Source organism: Actinokineospora lacus (genome assembly GCF_053813445.1).
Window position 1 is genome coordinate 195,383 of the sequence record NZ_JBQERA010000010.1, and the last position, 16,123, is coordinate 211,505.

Genomic DNA, 16,123 nt, shown 5'->3' on the forward strand with positions numbered 1-16,123 from the left:
ACACTGTCACCGTGACCACCACCCTGCTGACCGGCGGCCGGATCCACTCACCCGCCGACCCGCACGCCACCGCGATGGCCGTCGCCGACGGCGTCGTCGTCTGGCTCGGCCAGGACTCCGTCGGCGCCACCCTGCACGGCGACGCCGACGAGACCATCCACCTCGACGGGGCCTTCGTCGCCCCGGCCTTCGTCGACGCCCACGTCCACGCCACCAGCGCCGGGCTGCTGCGCACCGGCCTGGACCTCACCACCGCCCCCACCCTCACCGCCGCGCTGGACACCCTGGCCGCCCACGTGCGCCGCCACGGCCACGCCGCGGTGTGGGGGCACGGCTGGGACGAGACCACCTGGCCGCAGCAGCGCCCCCCGACCCGCGCCGAACTCGACGCCGCCGCCGACGGCGCCCCGGTGTACCTCTCCCGCGTCGACGTGCACTCCGCCCTGGTGTCCACCGCCCTGCTCGAGCGCGTCCCCGACGCCAAGGCCGCCGACGGCTTCCACCCCGACGGGCCGCTGACCCGCGAGGCCCACCACCACGCCCGCCGCGCCGCCCGCGCCGCCATCACCGACACGCAGCGCGCCCACGCCCAGCGCGAGTTCCTGCGCCACGCCGCGGCCATGGGCATCGCCTGCGTCCACGAGTGCGCGGGCCCGGACATCTCCGGCGCCGAGGACCTCGCCGCCCTGCTCGCCCACGCCGAGGACACCGAGACCGCCCTGCCCGAGGTCATCGCCTACTGGGGCGAGCGCGGCCCCGCCGAGCTGGCCGCCACCCACCGCGTCCGCGGCCTGGCCGGGGACCTGTTCGTCGACGGCGCCCTCGGCTCCCGCACCGCCGCCCTGCGCGCCCCCTACACCGACGCCCCCGACACCCACGGCGCCCTCTACCTCGACGCCGCCGCCATCGGCGAGCACCTGCGGGTGTGCACCGAGGCGGGCATCCAGGCCGGGTTCCACGTCATCGGCGACGCCGCGGTCGACGCGCTCATCGAGGGCTTCGCCCGCGCCGAGCAGCACCTCGGGCGCCTGGCCGTCGCCGGGGCCCGCCACCGCGTCGAACACCTGGAGATGGTCACCCCCGGCCAGGCCCAGCAGCTGGCCCACTGGGGGGTCATCGCCTCGGTGCAGCCGCTGTTCGACGCCCACTGGGGCGGGCGCCACGGCATGTACGCCACGCGCCTGGGCGCCGAGCGCGGCACCACCCTCAACCCCTTCGCCCAGCTCGCCGCCGCCGGGGTCGTCCTGGCCCTGGGCTCCGACGCCCCCGTCACCGCCGTGGACCCGTGGGCCGCGGTGCGCGCCGCGGTGCACCACCGCACCGACGGGCACGGCCTCTCGCCCCGCGCGGCGTTCACCGCCCACACCCGCGGCGGCTGGCGCGCCGCCGGGGTCGACGACGGGCTCACCGGCACCCTGGTGCCCGGCGCGCCCGCCACCTACGCCGTCTGGGACGTCGACGAACTCGCCGTCGCCGCCCCCGACGCCCGCGTGCAGCGCTGGTCGACCGACCCGCGCTCGCGCGTGCCCGCACTGCCCCGCCTCGACCAGGACGCGGGCCTGCCCACCTGCCTGCGCACCGTGCTGGCGGGCCGGGTGCTCTACGACCGACAGGAGGACCATGGGGCTGCTTGACCTGGACCCGGCCGTGGTGGCCACCGCGCGGGAGCTGGCCGCCCGCGCCGCCGCCCCGGTGATCGACCTGGCCCGCGCGCACACCACCGTCGCGGTGGAGCGCGCCACGCTGCGCCTGGCCGGGATCACCGGCGCCGACACCACCCACCGCGCCGGTGACGTGCCGTGGGTCAACCGCGTCGTGGACACCGTGCGCGAGCACTGCGGCCTGGAGCACGGGGTGGCGCTGCCGGTGTTCCACGCCCTGCGCGAGCACAACCTGCCCAGCCTCACCGAGCTGGCCGAGGCCACCGCCGCCGGGCAGGTCACCTACCGGCTGCCACAAGGCCGCGACGCCACCCGCGCCGCCAAGGCCGCCCGCACCGCCGTCACCCGCGGCCTGCGCACCGTCGACCGCAACCGCGCCCAGCGCGACAAGCTCGTCACCCGCCTCGGCGACCCGCCCCAGCGGCCCTGGATCTACCTGATCGTGGCCACCGGCGACATCGACGAGGACGTCGTGCAGGCGGCCAACGCCGCCCGCGCCGGGGCCGACGTCATCGCCGTGATCCGCTCGACCGGGCAGTCGCTGCTGGACTACGTGCCCGAGGGCGCCACCCACCACGGCTTCGCGGGCACCTACGCCACGCAGGAGAACTTCCGCATCATGCGCGCGGCCATGGACGAGGTGTCCGCGGAGGTCGGGCGCTACGTGCGGGTCACCAACTACGCCTCCGGGCTGTGCATGCCCGAGATCGCCGTGCTCGCCGGGCTGCAGCGCCTGGACATGATGCTCAACGACTCCATGTACGGCATCCTCTTCCGCGACATCAACCCCATCCGCACCTTCGTCGACCAGCGCTTCTCCCGCCAGGTCCACGCCCGCGCGGGCATCATCATCAACACCGGCGAGGACAACTACCTCACCACCGACGACGCCGTCGACGCCGCCCACACCGTCACCGTCTCCCAGCTGCTCAACGAGCACTTCGCCCACGAGGCCGGGCTGCCCGACGAGCTGCTCGGCCTCGGGCACGCCTTCGAGATCAACCCGAAGGTCCCCGACTCCTTCCGCCTGGAGCTCGCCCACGCCCTGCTGGCCCGCGAGCTGTTCCCCGACGCGCCGCTGAAGTGGATGCCGCCGACCAAGCACATGACCGGCAACGTCTTCGACGGCTACCTGCTCGACGGGTTCTTCAACCTCGCCGGGGTCCTCACCGGCCAGTCGATCCTGCTCGTCGGGATGATGACCGAGGCGGTGGTCACCCCGTTCCTGTCCGACCGCGACCTCGCCCTGGCCAACGTGCGCTACGTGCTGCAAGCCGCCGGAAGCCTGCGCGAGGACTTCCGCCCCGCCCCCGACGGCCTCATCGTCAAACGCGCCCACCACGTCCTCGGCGAAGCCGTCGACCTGCTCGGGCGCATCGTCGAGGAGGGCCTGCTCCCCGCGATCGGCAAGGGCACCTTCGGGCTGATGAAACGCCCCGCCGACCTCGGCAAGGGCGCCGACGGCGTCATCGCCAAGGCCGAGGGCTACACCAACCCCGCCGCCGACCTGCTCGAAGAAGGTGCCCCCGCGTGAAGCGCCACGTCCGCCCCTACGGCGACACCACCGGCGACGGCATGGTCCAGGTGTCGTTCACCCTGCCCGTCCCGCACGGCCCCCGCGCCGAGGGCGCCGCCGCCCAGCTCGCCAACAAGATGGGCATCGACCCCGCCCTCGTCGTCCACAGCCACCCCATCGGCGGGGACTTCACCTTCTTCGTCGTCTACGGCTCGGTCTCCCACCTCGTCGACCTCGACGCCGTCACCATCGTCGAGCGCGAATACCCCCTGCTCACCCCCAGTGAGATCAACACCGCGGTGAAGAAGACCCTGCGCCGCAAACTCGTCGTCGTCGGCGCCTGCATCGGCACCGACGCCCACACCGTCGGCATCGACGCCATCCTCAACATCAAGGGCTTCGCCGGGGAGAAGGGCCTGGAGTACTACCGCGAACTGCGCGTCGTCAACCTCGGCGCCCAGGTCACCGTCCCCGAACTGGTCAAACGCGCCCGCGGGGAGAAAGCCGACGCCGTGCTGGTCTCCCAGGTCGTCACCCAGCGCGACGCCCACATCCTCAACACCCAGGAGATGTCGGCGGCCTTCCGCGAAGCCATGGGCGAGCGCAAACCCCTGCTCGTGGCGGGCGGGCCCCGCTTCGACCCGCTGATGGCGGGCGAACTCGGCGTCGACCGCGTCTTCAGCCGCGGCACCACCCCCGGCGAGGTGGCCAGCTACCTCGTCCACGCCCTCACCAGGAAGGACCCCGTCGGAGCATGAGCGCCCAGGTCGGCATGAGCGTCACCCACCGCCGCTACGTCCCCCACGGCCACGCCCACTACGGCGGCAGCCTCGTCGACGGCGCCTACGGGCTGGGCCTCTTCGGCGACGTCGCCACCGAGCTGTGCGTGCGCGCCGACGGCGACGAAGGGCTCTTCGCCGGGTACAGCGAGGTCACCTTCGCCGCGGCCGTGCAGGCCGGGGACGTCATCGAGGCCACCGCCACCCTCGTGCGCGTGGGCACCCGCTCCCGGGAAATGGACTTCGAGGCCCGCGTCCTGTGCCGCGCCGCCCCCGACCGCGGCCCCTCCGCCGCCGACGTCCTCGACCCGCCGCTGGTGGTCACCCGGGCCCGCGGAACCGTCGTCGTGCCCGCCCCCCAACCCTGACCCCACGACCCGCCGATCTTGCGCAATACCGGCATCACGGCTGCGCCGTGCGAGTGATCTTGGCCCGTACTGGGCCGAACGGACCACCGCGCGCTTGCCCCGGTCGGCCCTTCGCTGATAACAACCGGACCCACACCAACCAGTCAGACCCGGGGCCACAGCGGAGGACCATGCCCACCGAACTCGTCGAGATCGACCACATCCTGGACCACCTCCCGGCCCAGGTGTGGGACCTGCTCGGCGACCCCGTGCTCTACCCGCGGTTCGTCCGCGAGATCGCCGCCTGCGACCCCGCGGGCAGCGGCGCCCCGTCCGGGCGCGGCGCCCGCTACCGGGTCCGCTACGCCCTGCGCGGCGACGCCCCGGTCCTCGACGAGATGGCCGTCCTCGTCCACCGCCCCGGCGAGCACCTGGTGCTCGTCGGGCCCGCCTGGCAGGGCGGGCACCTCAGCGTCCGCCTCACCCCCGAGGGCCGCGCCCGCACCCGGGTGCAGGTCGTGCTGTCCCTGCCGGAGAACCTCACCGCGGGCACCGTCCTCACCGCGCCCTGGCTACGCAAACGCCTCCGCCGCGCCTTCACCCTCATCGACGACCACCTCGCCGGGCGCGCGCTCACCGTCTCCCCGACCCGCATCGACGCCACCGCCCGCGGCGGCTCGGCGGTCACCACCGCCCGCGTCCTGGCCCGCGCCGGGGTCATCAGCGCCGCGCGCCCCGACCTCCTCGCCCGCCAGCTGGGCACCGTCGCCCGCTGGGGCGCCACCCTCGTCGGCGGCTACCGCTCGGCCACCGTCGCCGCCCCCGCCACCCTGGCCATCATCGACGAACAGGGCGAACGCACCTACGCCGAGATCCAGGACCGCGCCACCCGCCTGGCCAACTCCCTGGCCGCGCGCGGCGTGCGCGCCGGGCGCCGCGTCGCGCTCATGTGCCGCAACCACGCGGGCATCGCCGAGGCCGCCGTCGCCTGCGGCACCCTCGGCGCCGACGTGCTCATGCTCAACACCGGCATGTCCGCCGACCAGGTCGCCGACGTCGTCGAGCGCCACCGCCCCGTCGCCCTGCTCGCCGACGACGAGTTCGCCCCCCTGTTCCACCACCTGCCCCCGACCCTGCGCTACATCTCCACCTGGAGCGCGGCCCCCTCCCAGAACACCCTGGCCAACCTCGTCGCCGCGGGCGAGCCCACACCGCTGCGCGCGCCCCGCCACGCCGGGCGCGTCATCGTCATGACCTCCGGCACCACCGGCACCCCCAAGGGCGCCCGCCGCCGCAACCCCTCGGGCCTGAGCGCCGCGGCGGCGATCCTCTCGCGCATCCCCCTGCGCGTGGGGGAGCGCATGTTCGTCGCCGCCCCGCTGTTCCACACCTGGGGGCTGGCCGCCCTGCAGCTGGGCACCCCCCTGCGGGCGACGGTCGTGGTGCGCCGCCGCTTCGACCCCGAGGGCACCCTCGCGGCCATCGCCGAGCTGCGCTGCACCTCCCTGATCGCCGTGCCGGTCATGCTCCAGCGCATCCTCGACCTGCCCCACCGCGTCCGCGCCCGCTACGACACCAGCAGCCTGCGCGTGGTCGCCACCAGCGGCGCCCCCCTGCCCGGCGCCCTGGCCACCGGGTTCATGGACGCCTTCGGCGACATCCTCTACAACCTCTACGGCTCCACCGAGGTGTCCTGGGCCAGCATCGCCGACCCCGCCGACCTGCGCGCGGCCCCCACCACCGCCGGGCGCACCCCCCTGGGCACCAAGGTCGGCATCCTCGACGCCGACGGCCACCCCCTGCCCCCCGGCGTCGTCGGGCGCATCGCCGTGGGCAACGACATGCTCTTCGAGGGCTACACCGACGGCGCCGGGGCGGAGATGCACGACGACCTGATGGTCACCGGCGACCGCGGCTACCTCGACGCCGACGGGCGCCTGTTCGTCGCGGGCCGCGACGACGACATGATCGTCTCCGGCGGGGAGAACGTCTTCCCCCGCCCGGTGGAGGAACTGCTGCTGAGCCTGGAGCAGGTCCAGGACGTCGCCGTGGTCGGCGTCCCCGACCCCGACCACGGCCAGCGCTTCGCCGCGTTCGTCGCCCTCAAGCCCGGCGCCCGCCTGCACGCGGGCGACATCCAGGACTTCGTCCAGGCCCACCTGGAGCGCTACTCGGTGCCCCGCGACGTGGTGTTCGTCCCGAAGGTGCCGCGCAACGCCACCGGCAAGGTCGTCAAGAACCTCCTCGCCGAACAGGTCTGAGCCCCCCCCCCCCCGGGGGGCCCGCGCCGTGCGTCGGCGCGAGCCCCCCGGGCACGGGATTGCGCGGCACCCGCGCCCGGCAGTTGGCCTTCACGGCCCCGACGCCGAGCACCGGAGGACCGGTGACCCTCCACGCCGACCCGCCCGCCGCCGGGGCGCTCCTGCGCCTGGGTGGGGTCGTCGACGCGCGAGCCTGCGCGGACGCTACGGCGGACCCCCCTGACATGACGACGCGGCTCCTCCCGGCCCCAGCGGGCCTCGACCCTCACCGGACGACACGGCCACCAGTGGCGCGCGCGACCGCCCGTAGGCTGTGCTCGTGGCCGCCCCCACCGTCGCTTCCGAGGTCGACCAGCCCCCAGCACCCGCGCCCCGCGCCCGCGTGCTGCTCGCGGGCCGCGTCGCCGCGGCCGTCGCCGGGGGGCTGCTGGTGTTCCTGGCGTTCCCGCCGCGGCCGACGTGGTGGCTGGCGCCCGTGGGGTTCGCCGTGCTCGGGCTGCTGCTGCGCCGCGCCCGCGCCCGCGCCGGGTTCGGCTACGGGTTCGCCTTCGGCATGGCCATGATGACCCCCCTGCTGGCCTGGACCGGCGAGTTCGTCGGCCTCGTCGCGTGGCTGCCGCTGGCGGGGGTGCAGGCGCTGATGGTGGCGGTGGCGTGCGCGGCGATCGCCGTGGTGGGCAGGCTCACCGGGTGGGCGCTGTGGGCGGCGCTGCTGTGGACGGCGGGGGAGACCCTGCGCGCGGTGTTCCCCTTCGGCGGGTTCCCGTGGGCCAAGGTCGCCTTCAGCCAGCCGGAGGGCTGGTACCTGCCGCTGGCCGCGCTCGGCGGCACCCCGCTGATCGCCTTCGCCGTCACCCTCACCGGCTTCGGCCTCGCCGAACTCCTCGGCAGCCGCAGGCCCGCCGCCGCCCTGGCCGTCGTCGTCCCCCTGCTGGCGGGCCTGGCCTACACCCCGCTCGTCGGCACCGACGCCCAGGACGGGCACCTCACCGTCGCCGCCGTGCAGGGCAACGTCCCGCGCGCCGGACTGGACTTCAACGCCCAACGCCGCGCCGTGCTCGACAACCACGTCGCGCGCACCGAGCAGCTCGCCGCCGACGTCGCCGCCGGTCGCCTCCCGCGCCCGGAGCTGGTGATCTGGCCGGAGAACGCCTCCGACATCGACCCCTACCGCAACCCCGACGCCCGCGCCGCCATCGACCGCGCCGCCCGCGCCATCGGCGCCCCGATCGCCGTGGGCTCGGTGCTCGTCGACCCCGACGGGCGGCCCCGCAACACCGTCATCCTCTGGACCCCGCGGGACGGCCCGGTCGCCGAGTACACCAAGCGCCAGCTGCAGCCCTTCGGCGAGACGATGCCCTGGCGCGGGTTCTTCCGCCTGTTCACCGACTACGTCGACCGCGCCAACAACTTCCGCGCGGGCACCGCCCCGCAGATCTTCACCGTCGGCGGGGTCCGCCTGGCGGTGGCCACCTGCTACGAGGTCGCCTTCGACGACGTGGTCCGCGAGAACGTCGCCCTGGGCGCCAACCTGATCGCGGTGCCCACCAACAACGCCACCTTCGGCCGCACCGAGATGACCTACCAGCAGCTGGCGATGGACCGCGTCCGCGCCGTCGAGCACGGCCGCGCGGTGATCGTCGCGGCCACCAGCGGGGTCAGCGCCATCCTCGCCCCGGACGGGTCGATCGTGCGCTCGACGGGCCTGTTCACCCCGGATGCCCTGGTCGAACGCGTCCCGCTGCGCACGGAGACTACGATGGCGGACCGACTGGGTGCCTGGCCCGAGCGGGTCATGGTGGTCGTGGGCCTGGCCGCGCTGGCGAGCGCCCTGATCGCGGGCAGGCGCGCACGACGCTGACCCACCCGGCACCGACCGACGCCGCCCGGGGAGAGCCGGGCGCGAGAGCAGAGGACATCCATGGCCGACCAGCGCCACGACCACGGCCCGCTCGACCCTGTGCTGGTGGTGATCCCCACCTACAACGAGCGCGAGAACATCGGGCCCATCGTCGAGCGGCTGCACGCGGCCCTGCCCGAGACCCACGTGCTCGTCGTCGACGACGGCAGCCCTGACGGCACCGGCGACCTCGCCGACGCGATGGCCGCCGCCGACCCCCGCGTCAACGTGCTGCACCGCACCGAGAAGGCCGGGCTGGGCGCGGCCTACATCGCCGGGTTCGCCTGGGCGCTGGAGCGCGACTACGCCGTCATCGTGGAGATGGACGCCGACGGCTCCCACGCCCCGGAGGACCTGCCGCGGCTGCTGGGCGCCCTGGACGGGGCCGACCTGGCGCTGGGCTCGCGGTACGTGCCCGGCGGCAAGGTGGTGAACTGGCCGCGCAGCCGGGAGGTCCTCTCCCGCGGCGGCAACCTGTACTCCCAGCTCGCCCTGGGCGCGAAGGTCCGCGACATCACCGGCGGCTACCGCGCGTTCCGCCGCGCGGTGCTGGAGAAGCTCAAGCTGCACAACGTGGCCTCGCAGGGCTACTGCTTCCAGATCGACCTGGCGTGGCGCACCATCGAGGCGGGGTTCACCGTGGCGGAGGTGCCGATCACCTTCGTCGAGCGCGAGCGCGGCGAGTCGAAGATGAGCGGCAACATCGTGCGCGAGGCGCTGTGGCGGGTCACCAAGTGGGGGCTGCGCCGCCGCGGCCGCCAGCTGCAGGCCCTGCTGCGCCGCCGCTGACCCCGGCCCGCCTCTCCCGCTCCAGGTCCCGGACGCGGGAGGGGCGGTCCGGCCCGTGAGACAGGGGACGGCCGCCCGGTGGGGGGAGGTCCGGGCGGCCGTCGTCTTCAGGGGAACGTGCTTTACGCCGAGCGGCTGCGCCGTCCCTTGAGCTCGGCGAGGCGCTCGGTGAGCAGCTCCTCCAGCTCGGGGATCGAGCGGCGCTCCAGCAGCATGTCCCAGTGGGTGCGCGGGGGCTTGGTCTTCTTCGGCTCGGGGCTGCTGCCGTCGATCATCTTCGATTCGAGGCCGTGCAGGCGGCACTCCCACACCGAGGGGACCTCGGCGTCGTCGGAGAAGGGGACTTCGAAGTCGTGGTTCTTCGGGCAGGCGTACCTGACCGTCCGGCGCGGGGCGAGGTCGTGATTGCGGTCAGTCTCGTAGCTGACCGCTCCCAGCCGGCTACCACGAAGCACACGGTCGGCCATGGCGGCGTCCTTTCACTCGGCTCAACAGCAGAGCCTGGGTGTTGCTCACCCTGTGCAACGAACGGTACGGGCAATAGATTCCCGAGTACGTATCACGATCGCACAGGGTGACATGTTTCACCCGTCAACAACTGCATCCACCCTAGGGATGCCCCGTGGTCGGGTCCATGACTCGTTATCGCCACCACGTCTTCAGTAGATCACCCCTACGGGGGATAGCTGTGACGGGGCTTGTCGGTCACGCGAAGGACAGCTGCCCCTGCACCCCGGGAGGCACACCCAGGTCACCCAGCCGAAAGTGACGCCTGCACAACACCTGGTAACGCACCGTAGCGGGGTCGTGGTCGGTGACGGAGTCACGGTGCGTGCCCGGGTGAGCGGTGTCGGCCACCAGGACGGTGTCCCCGGCGCGCAGCACCCGCCCCTCGGCGACGCGGGCGTTGAACCGGGCGGGCAGCCCGCACCAGCACAGCACGTCGACCTGGACCGGGCGCAGCTCGTCGGCCAGCTCCACCAGCCGCCGCGCCCCGGGGAACAGGTGGCTGCGGAAGTCGGTGGCGATGCCGAAGCAGTACACGTCGACCTGGGCGTCGTCGGCCAGCTCGGCGAGCTGGTCGACCTGGGCGGGGGTGAGGAACTGCGCCTCGTCGACGATCAGGTAGTCCACCCGTTCCCCCAGCGCCCACCGGGCCGACACCAGCTCCCGCAGGTCGGCGCCCGCGTCGAGCTCGATGGCCTGGGCGGCGATGCCGATGCGGCTGGTGATGCACGGGCGCCCCGAGCGGTCGCGGGAGACCAGCCGCAGCCCCTCACGGCCCTGCCGGGACTGGTTGTGGTCGACTTGCAGCGCCAGCGTCGACTTCCCGCAGTCCATCGGGCCGTAGTAGAAGCGCAGGTGCCCCACCACCGGCAGGGCGCGCCGCGGCACGGAGGACAGCGCGTCGGTCGGGTCGGGGTCGGCGGTCGTGGAGGTCACGGGCCCAAACCCTAGTGTCCCGGCCCGCGGCCGCCGATCACAGGACCTTCGGGACCGGGTTGCCCACCGCGGCGATGGCCCGGCGCACCGGCACGAAGTACAGCAGGACGAACCCGATGATGAAGAACCCCACCAGCGAGATGATCGCGTAGCGGTAGGAGCCGGTCGCCTCGGCGGTGACGGCGAAGACCAGCGGCCCCAGCCACGAGGTGGCGCGCTCGCCGACCTCGTAGACGGCGAAGTACTGGGCCTGCTTGCCCGGCGGGATCATCTGGCTGAACAGCGACCGCGACAGCGCGTTGGTCCCGCCCAGCACCAGCCCGATGCCCCCGGCGACGGCGTAGAACTGCAGCTGCTGCCCGGCCTGGACGAAGAACGCCGCCCCCAGCACCACGATCCACACCAGCAGGCTGCCCATGATGGTGCGCTTGGCCCCGTGCACCCGCGCCACCCGCCCGTGCAGCACGCCGCCGAAGTAGGCCACGAACTGCACGATCAGGATGGTGGTGATGAGCACGTTGGTGTCGAACTTCAGTTCCTCGCTGCCGTACTGGGCCGAGAGGTTGGCCACCGAGGCGATGCCGTCGGTGTAGATGAGGTAGGTGCCCAGGAACGCCAGGGTCAGCGGGTAGGTCCTGGCGTGGCGCAGGGTCTGGCCCAGCTCGCGGAACCCGGCGGTGATGACCGAGCCCTGGGCTGCGGTGATGGTGGAGCCCTGATCGTGCGGGGCGTGGGAGCGCAGCGCGCGCAGCGGGATGAGGGTGAACCCGGCCCACCACAGCCCGGAGGTGAGGAAGGCGATGCGCGCGGCGTCCCCGGAGCTGATGCCGATGTCCTCCCCGAAGATCACCAGCACCAGCTGCAGGGCCAGGGCGATCCCGCCGCCGAGGTAGCCGAAGGCCCAGCCGCGGGTGGACAGCGCGTCGCGCTCGTCGGCGGTGGCGATCTCGGGGATGAACGAGTAGTAGATGGCGATGGAGGTGCCGTAGCCGATGTTGGCCAGGATGAACAGGCCCGCCCCGAGTTCCCAGTTGGTACCGGTGACCAGGGCCATGGCGACGGTGGCGCCCGCCCCGCCGAAGGCGAACCCGGCCAGCAGCTTCTTCTTGTTCGGCGAGCGGTCGGCGATGGCGCCCATCAGCGGCACGATCAGCACCTGGATGACGGTGGCGAAGGAGAGCAGGTACCCCCACAGCGACCCGGTGGCGAACTCCAGGCCGAAGACGCTGATGTCGCAGTCGCGCAGCTTGTCCCCGCCGGGGCAGGGCTGCGGGCCGTTGCGGGCGGTGTCGGCGGCGGCGGCCTCCGCGGCGACGGCGGTGAGGTAGAGGGCGCCGAACACGGTGGTCACCGAGGTGGGGAACACCTGGTTGGCGAAGTCGTACCAGACCCAGCCGCGCTGTTCGCGCTTGCGCGCGCCCTCGTCCGCGGTGGTGCCCTCAACCATGCTCACTGCGCGCCTCCGGTCCCGCCCGTGCCGGAGATCACGCCCGGCCACGGCGGAGACTACTGTCCCGCCCGCCCGGGGCGGCCCGCCGAGTCCAAACAGTCACCAGCACCGCCCGGCCCCACCCGCCACGGCGCGCCGCTCAGCGCTTCTCCCACGTGCCGAGCACCACCGCCAGCTCGGCCTCGTCGAGCTCGACGCCCAGCTCACCCAGCAGGTCCCCCAGCTCCCCGGGCGCCACGACCCGGGTCTCGGTGTCCCCGTCGGCGTGGCGCACGGTCAGCTCCCGCCCGATGAGGCTGGTGGACATGCCCGGCCGCAGGTGCTTGACGATCAGCCTGCCCGGGAACGGCGAGTCCGGGCCGGTGGCGGTGTAGTGGTGCGCCAAGTCGACGTCGACCGGGCGCAGCGGCGCCTCCCCGGGGTCGAACTCGTGCTCGGCGCTCCAGCCGCTCTCCCCGTCGCGGGTCAGCACCCAGCGCCTGTCGGGCAGCGCCAGCAGCCGCGTGCGCCACCCGGCCTGGTCGACCTCGGCGCCGTCGACCAACGGCATCGGCACCCACATGCTCGCCCCGAACCCCACGTCCACCAGGTGGTCGACCCCGTCGACCTCGACCAGCAGCATCAGGTGCGTGCGCGCCCCGGAGCCCTGCGGGTGCACCCGGGCCAGGTGACGCCGCACCGTGAAGCCCAGGCGCTCCAGGGCGGCGGCGAACACCGTGGCGTGCTCGAAGCAGTAGCCGCCGCGGCGGCGCCCCACCAGCTTCGCCGCCGACTGCGCCAGCCCGACCCCGGGATGGGCGCCGGTGAGCACGTCGACGTTCTCGAACGGGATCGCCGCCACGTGCGCGACGTGCAGGCTCCGCAGCGCCGCCGCCGACGGCGCCAGGCGCGGCCTGCCGACACGGGTCAGGTAGGCGTCGAGGTCCAGCGCGTCGACGCCCCAGTCGGCGGCCGCGAGCGGGTCATAGTCCAATGCGAGTGTCACCGGGGCAGCTCAGCACCTCCACCGCGCTGGAGGTCAAGCACACGCCCACAGGCCGCGTTCGATCAGCACGTCCTTGAGCACCCGCGGCCGGTCGGTCATCAGCCCGTCGACCCCCAGGTCGAGCAACTGGCGCATCTCGGCGGGCTCGTCGATGGTCCACACGTGCACCTCCCCGCCACGGCGCCGCGCCGCGGCCACCAGCCGCCGGTCGACCACCGTCAGCGCCCCGTGGCGCACCGGGACCTGCGCCAGCGGCGGACGCCCGGGGGAGCGGCCCAGCGGCAGCGCGGGCAGCCGCCCCGACGCCCAGAACACCACCATCGCCCGCATCCCCATCGAGGTCAGCACCGCCGGACCCGCCAGGCGCCGCACCCGCGCCAGGCGCGCCTCGGAGAACGAGGCCACACACACCCGGTCGGCGGCGCCGGTCCGCTCGAGCACCCGCAGCAGCGGCCCGACCGCCGCGTCGACCTTCACGTCGATGTTGAGCCGCGCCTCGGGCAGCTCCTCCAGCAGGTCCTCCAGCCGGGCGATCGGCTCCCGCCCGCCGATGCGGGCCCGCCGCACCGCCGACCACGGCAGCGCGGCGACCTCGCCCCCGGTGTCGGTGGTGCGCTCCAGGCGCGGGTCGTGCTGCACCACCACCACACCGTCGCTGGTGACGTGCACGTCGGTCTCCAGGTAGTGGTAGCCCTCCGCGGCCGCCCGGCGGAACGCGGCCAGGGAGTTCTCCATGCCGTACATGTCCTGCCCGGGCACGGTGGAGTGCCAGCCCCGGTGGACGAAGGCCCGCGGGTGGGGGCCGGTGAGGAACCCGTGTGGTGTGGACACCCGCCGAGTCTGCCGCAGCGGCGTGGCGCTGGGGTACACGCGGGGTGTCGGGATAGCGTCTGCGCCCATGCTGGTGAACATCCCGCCGGAGCGGCGCGCCCAGGCGCGGCACTGCGGCTGGTGCGGGGCGCCGCTGCCCGGCGGCGCGGGCGCCGGGCGCCCCCGCCGCTACTGCGGGCAGCCCTGCCGCCAGCGCGCCTACGAGCGCCGCGGGGTGGTGCGCCGCGGCGGGCTGCCCGAGGACGCGGTGGTCCTCTCGGCCGCGGAACTGGCCGACCTGCAGGACCGGCTCTTCGCCCTGCGGTGCGCCGCGGAGGACGTGGTGAGCGCCGCCGCCGACGGCGCCACCCCCGCTGAGCTGGCCGAGCTGGCCGCGCGCATCGGTTTCGCGGCGAAAGCGGCCGAGCGTCTTCGCTGACCATCACCCGTCCACTACGCTACGTGCCCATGTCCCCACGTGAACGGGTGAGGGTGGCGGGGTGACGGATGACAAGGCCGCTCCGGCGGCGATACTCACGGCCACCGACACCGCCTACGCGCTGACCGACGAGCACGGCCGGGTGTTGTGGGTGAACCCGGCGATGGCCGCGCTGCTCGGGCTGGACTTTGCCCAGAGCAAGGGCCGGTCGCTGACCGCGCTGCTGGCGGGCGCCCCCGACGAGCCGCGCGCCGAGGACGTGGTGGTGCCGCTGCCGGGCCCCTCGGGCTACCGGTGGCTGGAGATCCGCTGCACCGCCGTCGAGGACGGCAACCTGCTCTACCGCGCCGTCGACGTGACCCACTGGCGGGCCCGCGAGCTGGAGATCGGCGGCCTCTCCGGCCGCCAGGACGAGCTGCTGCGCCTGGTCGACGAGGATCCGCTGACCGGGCTGCCCAACCGCCGCGCCCTGACCAGGGAACTGGAGCGCCAGCTCTCGCTCGGCGCGCGCGGGGCGTTCCTGCTGCTGGACCTCGACCACTTCAAGGACGTCAACGACCTGCACGGGCACCCCATGGGTGACAAGGTCATGTGCACGCTGGCCTCCCTGCTGCGCGACCGCATCGGCAGCCGCCAGGTGCTGGGCAGGCTCTCCGGCGACGAGTTCGCCGCGGTCCTCTCCGGCATCGACGCCCACGCCGCGGTCACGGTGGCCGACCGGCTGCGCAACGCCATCGCCGCGGTCCCGCTCACCGGCGTGGCCGGGGCGGGGCGGATCACCGTCAGCATCGGCATCGCCCCGTTCGACTCCGGGGTGTCCTGGCAGGAGGTGCTGGCCAACGCCGACATGGCCCTCTACGCCTCCAAGGCCGCGGGCCGCAACCGGGTCACCGTCTACGAACAGGGCCACTACAAGGACACCGCCCTGCGGGTGACGGTCATCGAACGCGTCCGCGCCGCCCTCAACGACGGCGGGTTCGTCCTGCACGCCATGCCGATGGTAAAGCTGACCAGCGGCCGCGTCATCGGCCACGAGCTGCTGCTGCGCCTGGAGGACGGCCGCGAACCCACCCTGGGCCCGGGGGAGTTCCTCCTCGCCGCCGAACGCAGCGACCTCGTCTGCGAGATCGACCGCTGGGTCGCCGGGCAGGCCATCCAGACCCTGGTCGAGCACCCCTACCCGGGGCTGCGGTTCAACGTCAACGTCTCCGGGCGCACCCTGGAGGACGAGGACTTCGGCGACTTCGTCCTCGACCGGCTCACCGCCGCCGGGGTGGCCCCGGGCCGGCTGGGCTTCGAGATCACCGAGACCGCCGCGGTCACCAACCTCGACGCCGCCCGCAGCCTCTCCCAGCAGCTGCGCGCCTCGGGCTGCCGCATCACCCTGGACGACTTCGGCTCGGGCTTCGGCTCGTTCGTGCACCTCAAAGAACTGCCCATCACCGGGTTGAAGATCGACGGGGAGTTCATCCACAGCATCGACTACGGCAGCCGCGACACCGTCCTGGTCCAGGGGCTGGTGGAGATCGCCCGCGGCCTGGGCCTGTCGGTGGTGGCCGAGTGGGTCGAGCGCGCCACCCAGGTCGAGGCGCTGTCCCGCCTCGGCGTGCGCGTCGCCCAAGGCTTCCACCTCGGCAAACCCGAACCGCTGGCCACGCTGCTGGCTCGCCCGCACGGCACCTGGATGCGCAGGCCCACCCTCATGCAGGACCTGCAGACCCTCGAATCGGGCAGCTGACACAC

Annotated in this window: 14 protein-coding genes; 9 read left to right on the plus strand and 5 right to left on the minus strand. The window is 73.9% G+C overall.

All coding sequences use genetic code 11. The features are described 5' to 3' along the window. Positions 1–11 precede the first annotated feature (11 nt). From ACTG9Q_RS24290 to ACTG9Q_RS24320, 7 genes are all read left to right on the plus strand, one after another. The gene (locus ACTG9Q_RS24290; RefSeq protein ID WP_455575191.1) at positions 12–1,634 is read left to right on the plus strand and encodes an amidohydrolase; all 1,623 of its coding nucleotides are present in this window, start codon (positions 12–14) and stop codon (positions 1,632–1,634) included. Continuing rightward, complete coding sequence (gene kamD, locus ACTG9Q_RS24295) at positions 1,621–3,195, plus strand: lysine 5,6-aminomutase subunit alpha (protein ID WP_455575192.1); 1,575 nt, start codon at positions 1,621–1,623, stop codon at positions 3,193–3,195. The genes ACTG9Q_RS24290 and kamD overlap by 14 nt, the downstream gene beginning before the upstream one ends. Continuing rightward, the gene (kamE, locus tag ACTG9Q_RS24300; RefSeq protein WP_455575193.1) at positions 3,192–3,935 is read left to right on the plus strand and encodes a lysine 5,6-aminomutase subunit beta; all 744 of its coding nucleotides are present in this window, start codon (positions 3,192–3,194) and stop codon (positions 3,933–3,935) included. The genes kamD and kamE overlap by 4 nt, the downstream gene beginning before the upstream one ends. Beyond that, complete coding sequence (kal, locus tag ACTG9Q_RS24305) at positions 3,932–4,324, plus strand: 3-aminobutyryl-CoA ammonia lyase (protein WP_455575194.1); 393 nt, start codon at positions 3,932–3,934, stop codon at positions 4,322–4,324. Before kamE ends, kal begins: the two co-directional genes overlap by 4 nt. 170 nt (positions 4,325–4,494) lie before the next feature. Further along, positions 4,495–6,564: an AMP-binding protein gene (locus ACTG9Q_RS24310; RefSeq protein ID WP_455575195.1), complete on the plus strand. Its 2,070-nt coding sequence runs from the start codon at positions 4,495–4,497 to the stop codon at positions 6,562–6,564. Between the two features lie 319 nt (positions 6,565–6,883). Continuing rightward, on the plus strand, positions 6,884–8,425 hold the full coding sequence (gene lnt / locus ACTG9Q_RS24315; RefSeq protein WP_455575196.1) for an apolipoprotein N-acyltransferase: 1,542 nt from the start codon (positions 6,884–6,886) through the stop codon (positions 8,423–8,425). A gap of 60 nt (positions 8,426–8,485) precedes the next feature. Further along, the gene (locus ACTG9Q_RS24320; RefSeq protein WP_455575197.1) at positions 8,486–9,253 is read left to right on the plus strand and encodes a polyprenol monophosphomannose synthase; all 768 of its coding nucleotides are present in this window, start codon (positions 8,486–8,488) and stop codon (positions 9,251–9,253) included. A 122-nt stretch (positions 9,254–9,375) separates the two neighbouring features. Here ACTG9Q_RS24320 and ACTG9Q_RS24325 read toward each other — a convergent pair whose 3' ends face one another. The 5 genes from ACTG9Q_RS24325 to ACTG9Q_RS24345 all read right to left on the minus strand — a co-directional run bounded on the left by ACTG9Q_RS24325 (position 9,376) and on the right by ACTG9Q_RS24345 (position 13,962). Then, the gene (locus ACTG9Q_RS24325) at positions 9,376–9,720 is read right to left on the minus strand and encodes an RNA polymerase-binding protein RbpA (RefSeq protein WP_455575198.1); all 345 of its coding nucleotides are present in this window, start codon (positions 9,718–9,720) and stop codon (positions 9,376–9,378) included. Between the two features lie 238 nt (positions 9,721–9,958). Beyond that, complete coding sequence (locus ACTG9Q_RS24330; protein ID WP_455575199.1) at positions 9,959–10,696, minus strand: thymidine kinase; 738 nt, start codon at positions 10,694–10,696, stop codon at positions 9,959–9,961. Positions 10,697–10,733: 37 nt separating this feature from the next. After that, positions 10,734–12,143 (minus strand): MFS transporter, encoded by a 1,410-nt coding sequence (locus tag ACTG9Q_RS24335; protein WP_455575287.1) that lies wholly within the window; start codon positions 12,141–12,143, stop codon positions 10,734–10,736. A gap of 142 nt (positions 12,144–12,285) precedes the next feature. Beyond that, a complete protein-coding gene (locus tag ACTG9Q_RS24340) occupies positions 12,286–13,131 on the minus strand; it encodes an arylamine N-acetyltransferase family protein (RefSeq protein WP_455575200.1) in 846 nt (281 codons plus the stop codon). Between the two features lie 33 nt (positions 13,132–13,164). Then, complete coding sequence (locus ACTG9Q_RS24345; protein WP_455575201.1) at positions 13,165–13,962, minus strand: glycerophosphodiester phosphodiesterase family protein; 798 nt, start codon at positions 13,960–13,962, stop codon at positions 13,165–13,167. 67 nt (positions 13,963–14,029) lie between these two features. Here ACTG9Q_RS24345 and ACTG9Q_RS24350 point away from each other — a divergent pair, with 67 nt between their 5' ends. Continuing rightward, positions 14,030–14,380 carry a hypothetical protein gene (locus ACTG9Q_RS24350; protein WP_455575202.1) on the plus strand — a complete coding sequence of 117 codons (351 nt, stop codon included), beginning with the start codon at positions 14,030–14,032 and terminating at the stop codon, positions 14,378–14,380. 61 nt (positions 14,381–14,441) lie between these two features. Beyond that, positions 14,442–16,118 (plus strand): putative bifunctional diguanylate cyclase/phosphodiesterase, encoded by a 1,677-nt coding sequence (locus tag ACTG9Q_RS24355; protein ID WP_455575203.1) that lies wholly within the window; start codon positions 14,442–14,444, stop codon positions 16,116–16,118. Positions 16,119–16,123: the final 5 nt, after the last annotated feature.

Coding starts and splice junctions, on each gene's coding strand:
- ACTG9Q_RS24350 (WP_455575202.1), top strand. CDS start 14,030: ATGCTGGTGAACATCCCGCCGGAGCGGCGCGCCCAGGCGCGGCACTGC.
- ACTG9Q_RS24325 (WP_455575198.1), bottom strand. CDS start 9,720: ATGGCCGACCGTGTGCTTCGTGGTAGCCGGCTGGGAGCGGTCAGCTAC.
- ACTG9Q_RS24335 (WP_455575287.1), bottom strand. CDS start 12,143: ATGGTTGAGGGCACCACCGCGGACGAGGGCGCGCGCAAGCGCGAACAG.
- ACTG9Q_RS24310 (WP_455575195.1), top strand. CDS start 4,495: ATGCCCACCGAACTCGTCGAGATCGACCACATCCTGGACCACCTCCCG.
- ACTG9Q_RS24320 (WP_455575197.1), top strand. CDS start 8,486: ATGGCCGACCAGCGCCACGACCACGGCCCGCTCGACCCTGTGCTGGTG.
- kamD (WP_455575192.1), top strand. CDS start 1,621: ATGGGGCTGCTTGACCTGGACCCGGCCGTGGTGGCCACCGCGCGGGAG.
- kal (WP_455575194.1), top strand. CDS start 3,932: ATGAGCGCCCAGGTCGGCATGAGCGTCACCCACCGCCGCTACGTCCCC.